This window comes from Phenylobacterium sp., from assembly GCF_046590535.1.
GTDB lineage: Bacteria > Pseudomonadota > Alphaproteobacteria > Caulobacterales > Caulobacteraceae > Phenylobacterium.
This window is the reverse complement of record NZ_JBKJTG010000090.1, coordinates 1-4,238: the sequence shown is the minus strand read 5'-3', so window position 1 is coordinate 4,238 and position 4,238 is coordinate 1. Positions and strand designations below refer to the sequence as shown.

The window sequence follows — 4,238 nt, the reverse complement described above, 5'->3', positions numbered from 1 at the left end:
TGAAGCAGGTGATGCCCGTGGCGTCGCCGTCCTTGCCGGAAGTACGAGCAAAAACCATCACGTGGGTGGCGACGTGCATCCCCGTCGTCCACATCTTTTCGCCCTGGATCAGCCAGCCGGGCTGGCCGTCCTTGTCCTGACGGACCGCCGTGGTGTCCATCCAGGTGGCGTCGGAGCCGTGGTTGGGCTCGGTGAGGCCAAAGCCGGTGCGAAGTTGGCCGGTCAGCAGCTTGTCGGCGTCGCGCTCGTACTGGGCGTTGGTGGCGAACTCCTTGAACATCAGCACGAAGGGGTTGTTGCCGACGATGGAATGCTCGTTCTGCAGGTCGTTGTGCAGGCCCAGGCCCTTGGCGGCCAGGTGCTCGCGGATCACCGCCATGGCCAACTGGGTGCCGCCCTTGCCGCCCATCTCCGGGGGCCAGGCATAGCGGTAGTGACCCGCTTTGTTGGCCCGCCGGCGCGCCTCGCCCAGCAGGTCCTCCCATTCCTTCTTCGGCAGGCCGCCCGCCTCCCAGTCGGTGCGCTCGTACTCCCGACGGTGGTCGAAGAAGCGCATGTTGTCGTCTTGCTGCTCCAGCGGCTTGATCTGCGCCTCGATGAAACGGTCGAGTTCGTCGAGATAGTCCTGGAGGCCCGGGGGCAGGTCGAAGTTCATGGTGCATTCCCTCCGCGGTGAGCGGGCGCCAGACTAGCCCACATGAGACATTCCGTGGCGTCATGAGTCTTGATGTGCCCGCAGCGCTGTCGCGACTGGCCGTGCGCCTGGGCGGGGAGGGCGCGCGCGCCACCGACGCCCAGCGCCTCACCGGCGGGGCGAGCATGGAGACCTGGGCCTTCGCCATCGTGGGCGAGGGCGGCCGTGACGACCTGATCCTGCGAAGGCGCACCGCCGCCTTCGATCCCGAGACCTCGCGGTCCACCAGCCTGGCTGCTGAGGCCGCCCTGATCCGCGCGGTCGGCGCCCGCGGGGCCCCCGCGCCGGCCCTGGTGCACCTGTGCGACGCGGCCGACGGCCTGGGAGAAGCGCACGTCACCCGCCACGTCGCCGGCGAGACCCTGGGGCGCAAGATCGTCGGCGATCCGCGCTTCGACGCGGTCCGGCCCGCCCTGGCTCGCCAGTGCGGGGAGATCCTGGCGCAGATCCACGCCACGCCGGCGCCCCCTGAGGCGAACCTGAAGACCGCTGACAGTCGCGTCGAGCTGGACCGCTACGAGGAGGCCTACCGGCTGAGCGGCGCGCGCCGGCCGATCCTGGAGCTGGCGTTCCGGCATCTGCGCACCCAGGCGCCGGAACCCGTCGCGCCGGTGCTGCTGCACGGGGATTTCCGCAACGGCAACCTGATGATCGACCCCGCAGTGGGGGTAGCCGCCGTGCTTGACTGGGAACTCTCGCACCTGGGCGACCCGGCGGAGGACCTGGGCTGGATCTGCGTCAACTCCTGGCGGTTCGGACGGCCGGATCGGCCGGTGGGCGGCTTCGGCGACTATGCCGACCTGCTGGCCGGCTATGCGGCGGCGGGTGGCGGCGCGATGACGCTGGCGCGGGTGCGGTACTGGCAGGCGCTGGGCTCGCTGAAGTGGGGGGTCATGTGCCTGATGATGTACGCCAGCTACGCCACCGGGGCGGAAACCTCCGTGGAGCGGCCGATGATCGGGCGCCGGGTCTCCGAGACCGAGATCGACCTCGTCAACCTGCTGGAGGCCGGCCTGTGATCAGCCATCCGAAAGCCTGCGAACTCACCCAGGCCGTGGCCGGCTGGATCGAGCAGATCCGGCCAGGCCTCGACCCGCGCAACGCCTTCCTGGCGCGGGTGGCGGCCAATGCGCTGGCCGCCGTCACCCGGGAACTGCAGCAGGGACCTCAGGCAAAGGCGGCGGCGGCGCGGCGCCTGGGCGAGGTGCTGGGCCGGGTGGGCTCATACGAAGATCTGACGCAAGACCTCTGCGCCCGGCTTGCGGCCGGCGAGATGGACGCCGCCACCCCCGGCCTGCTGGCGGCCCTGAAGGCCAACGCCCTGGACCAGCTGGCCATCGACCAGCCGACCTACCGGCATGAAGGCCTCCTCTCCCCCGACACGTCAGTGCGGGGGGAGAGGGCAGGGTTGAGGGGTGGCTGGGCCTCGCGGCGGGCACATCCCGGCCGCCATGACCCCCGGACGACGTGAGGGGGCGCTGAGGGGAAGAAAAACTAGGCCGCCAGCCGCGTCTCGGCGCCTTCCAGGACGCGGATGATCTCGTCCTCGCGGTCGTTCCACAGGATCGAGACCCGCGCGGCCCGGTTGGTGAGTTCGCCCAGGGCGGCCTCCACCTCGGCGTCGTGCAGCCGCTGGTCGCTGAGGCTGAGCAGGGTGCGCCCGCCGCCCTGGTCGATGGCGCGGTCGTGAAACCGCAGCACCGCATCGACGACTGAGCCCGGAACCGGCGGAATGCTGAGCGGACGCGGCGCGGGCTTGGCGGCGCGATAGGGAAAGGTGCGGCGGCGGAACTGGCTGGCCATCGGCAGGGGTCCTTTGAACAGAAGTGGTTTTCCTGTTCTGTTGGTTCCCTCCGACAGAATCGGACGTAAGGTTCCATGCGACACGAAAAGGCCGGGCGGCTGCTCGAACTGGCGCGGCTGCTGGCCAGCACCGCCGAGGGCCTGACCCTGGACGAAATGGCCCAGCGCCTGGGGGTCGGGGGGCGCACCGTCGAGCGGATGCGCGACGCCGTCCGCGATGTCTTCCCGCAGCTGGAGGAGGTGGACGACCCCCCCACCCGCCGGTTCCGCATCCCCTCGGGCCTCGACGGCCTCTTCCAGGCGCCCACCGCCGAGGAACTGGCCGCCCTGCAGGCCGCCGCCGAACTGCTGGCCAACCAGGGGGCGCACAACCGCGCTGGCGCGCTGAAGTCCCTGGAACAGAAGGTGCTGTCGGCCACCCGGGCGGCGGCCCGGCGCAGGCTGGCGCCCGACCTGGAGGCCCTGCTCCAGGCGGAAACCATCGCCGTCCAGGCGGGGCCGCGTCCCTTTGAGGATGAAGTGGTGCTCTCGACGGTGCGCGAGGCGGTCAAGGCGATGTCGGCCCTGCGCTTCCGCTATGCGGGCGGCGCGACGCCCGGTCGGGTGCGCGAGGTGACCCCCTTCGGCATCCTGTTCGGGCGCTCCAACTATCTGGTGGCGCAGGAGGACGAGGCGGCGGGGCCGCGCAACTGGCGGCTGGACCGCATCTTGGCCGTGGAGGTGCTGGACCGGCCCGCCGTCCGGCCGCAGGGCTTCTCCTTGCAGGACTATGCCGACGAGAGCTTCGGCATCTTCCACGACGATGTGGAGGACGTGGTGCTGCGGATCACCCCCGCGGGCGCGGACGAGGCCCTGCGCTGGCGCTTCCACGCCAACCAGTCGGTGGAACCCCAGGCCGACGGCGGCGTGCTGGTGCGCTTCCGGGCCAGCGGCATGCTGGAACTCGCCTGGCACCTGTTCACCTGGGGCGACAAGGTCCGCGTGGTGGCGCCCCAAGTCCTTCACGACACCCTGATGGCGCAGATCGAGCTGGCGCTGCGCACGCATGCGTCCGCTTCTGTCGCCCCGGACCCTTAGCTCTTCCTCATCAACGAGGAGGAACGATCATGTCCCTGGCCATCGACTACGCCAACGTCTTCGAAACCCAGGTCCGCCCCCGCCGGCGGCTGGGCGGCAAGCTGCGCTATGCCGGCGTCGTGGCGGTCTGGGGCGGCCTCTTCGTCATCCGGCCCCGGCTGGCGCTGCAAATCCTGGCCGAACGGCGCCGCTGACACGCGGAGCCCCTTGAGCTCTGACCCGCGATGCCTTCAATCCGCCAAGTTGTAGTCCCCGGTGTGCAGAATGATGATGCGCGCACTGGTGACACTTCTCGCGGGAGTCTTGCTCATGGGGTCGGCCCCCGACAATGATCCCTATACCTGGCTCGAGGAGATAGAGGGCGAGCGCGCCCTGGCCTTCGCCCGGGCGGAGAACGCCCGGTCCCTGCCGCAGCTGCAGAACGATCCGCGCTACGCCGGCCTGCACGCCGAGGCGCTGAAGATCGCCACCGCCAAGGACCGCATCCCCGGCGTGACCTTCGCCGGCGACGGAACCCTGCGCGACTTCTGGCAGGACGCCACGCTGGTGGTGCGCCAGGCGCCGCGCACCTGGGTGGCGTCCTGCCAGAAGTCGCGCAGGGTCCCGTCGCCGGCGAAGGTCACCGCCGGGATGCGGTCCTTGGCGGTGGCGATCTTCAGCGCCT

The 4,238-nt window shown here is 70.5% G+C and carries 6 protein-coding genes and 1 pseudogene; 5 read left to right on the top strand and 2 right to left on the bottom strand.

Annotated elements, in window-relative coordinates:
* On the bottom strand, window positions 1-655 hold a 655-nt coding region (locus tag ACLL81_RS05210), incomplete at its 3' end, for an acyl-CoA dehydrogenase family protein (protein WP_411287283.1).
* 62 nt (window positions 656-717) lie between these two features.
* Here ACLL81_RS05210 and ACLL81_RS05205 point away from each other — a divergent pair.
* Both ACLL81_RS05205 and ACLL81_RS05200 read left to right on the top strand, forming a co-directional pair.
* On the top strand, window positions 718-1,713 hold the full coding sequence (locus ACLL81_RS05205) for a phosphotransferase family protein (RefSeq protein ID WP_411287282.1): 996 nt from the start codon (window positions 718-720) through the stop codon (window positions 1,711-1,713).
* A complete protein-coding gene (locus ACLL81_RS05200) occupies window positions 1,710-2,165 on the top strand; it encodes a DUF6285 domain-containing protein (protein WP_411287281.1) in 456 nt (151 codons plus the stop codon). Before ACLL81_RS05205 ends, ACLL81_RS05200 begins: the two co-directional genes overlap by 4 nt.
* Window positions 2,166-2,188: 23 nt before the next feature.
* Here the strand turns inward: ACLL81_RS05200 and ACLL81_RS05195 are convergent, their stop codons facing one another.
* Window positions 2,189-2,497, bottom strand: a complete 309-nt coding sequence (locus tag ACLL81_RS05195; RefSeq protein ID WP_411287280.1) for a hypothetical protein — start codon at window positions 2,495-2,497, stop codon at window positions 2,189-2,191.
* Window positions 2,498-2,572: 75 nt separating this feature from the next.
* On the opposite strand from ACLL81_RS05195, the gene ACLL81_RS05190 reads away from it, so the two are divergent.
* The 3 genes and pseudogenes from ACLL81_RS05190 to ACLL81_RS05180 form a co-directional block, all read left to right on the top strand.
* Window positions 2,573-3,574: a WYL domain-containing protein gene (locus tag ACLL81_RS05190; RefSeq protein ID WP_411287279.1), complete on the top strand. Its 1,002-nt coding sequence runs from the start codon at window positions 2,573-2,575 to the stop codon at window positions 3,572-3,574.
* A gap of 29 nt (window positions 3,575-3,603) precedes the next feature.
* Window positions 3,604-3,768 (top strand): hypothetical protein, encoded by a 165-nt coding sequence (locus ACLL81_RS05185; RefSeq protein ID WP_411287278.1) that lies wholly within the window; start codon window positions 3,604-3,606, stop codon window positions 3,766-3,768.
* A 115-nt stretch (window positions 3,769-3,883) separates the two neighbouring features.
* Window positions 3,884-4,238 (top strand): annotated as a pseudogene (locus ACLL81_RS05180) (hypothetical protein); the annotation flags it as partial.

What these genes read in the sequence shown, in the direction of transcription:
- ACLL81_RS05205 (WP_411287282.1), top strand. Translation starts at nt 718, where the DNA reads ATGAGTCTTGATGTGCCCGCAGCGCTGTCGCGACTGGCCGTGCGCCTG.
- ACLL81_RS05190 (WP_411287279.1), top strand. Translation starts at nt 2,573, where the DNA reads ATGCGACACGAAAAGGCCGGGCGGCTGCTCGAACTGGCGCGGCTGCTG.
- ACLL81_RS05195 (WP_411287280.1), bottom strand. Translation starts at nt 2,497, where the DNA reads ATGGCCAGCCAGTTCCGCCGCCGCACCTTTCCCTATCGCGCCGCCAAG.
- ACLL81_RS05185 (WP_411287278.1), top strand. Translation starts at nt 3,604, where the DNA reads ATGTCCCTGGCCATCGACTACGCCAACGTCTTCGAAACCCAGGTCCGC.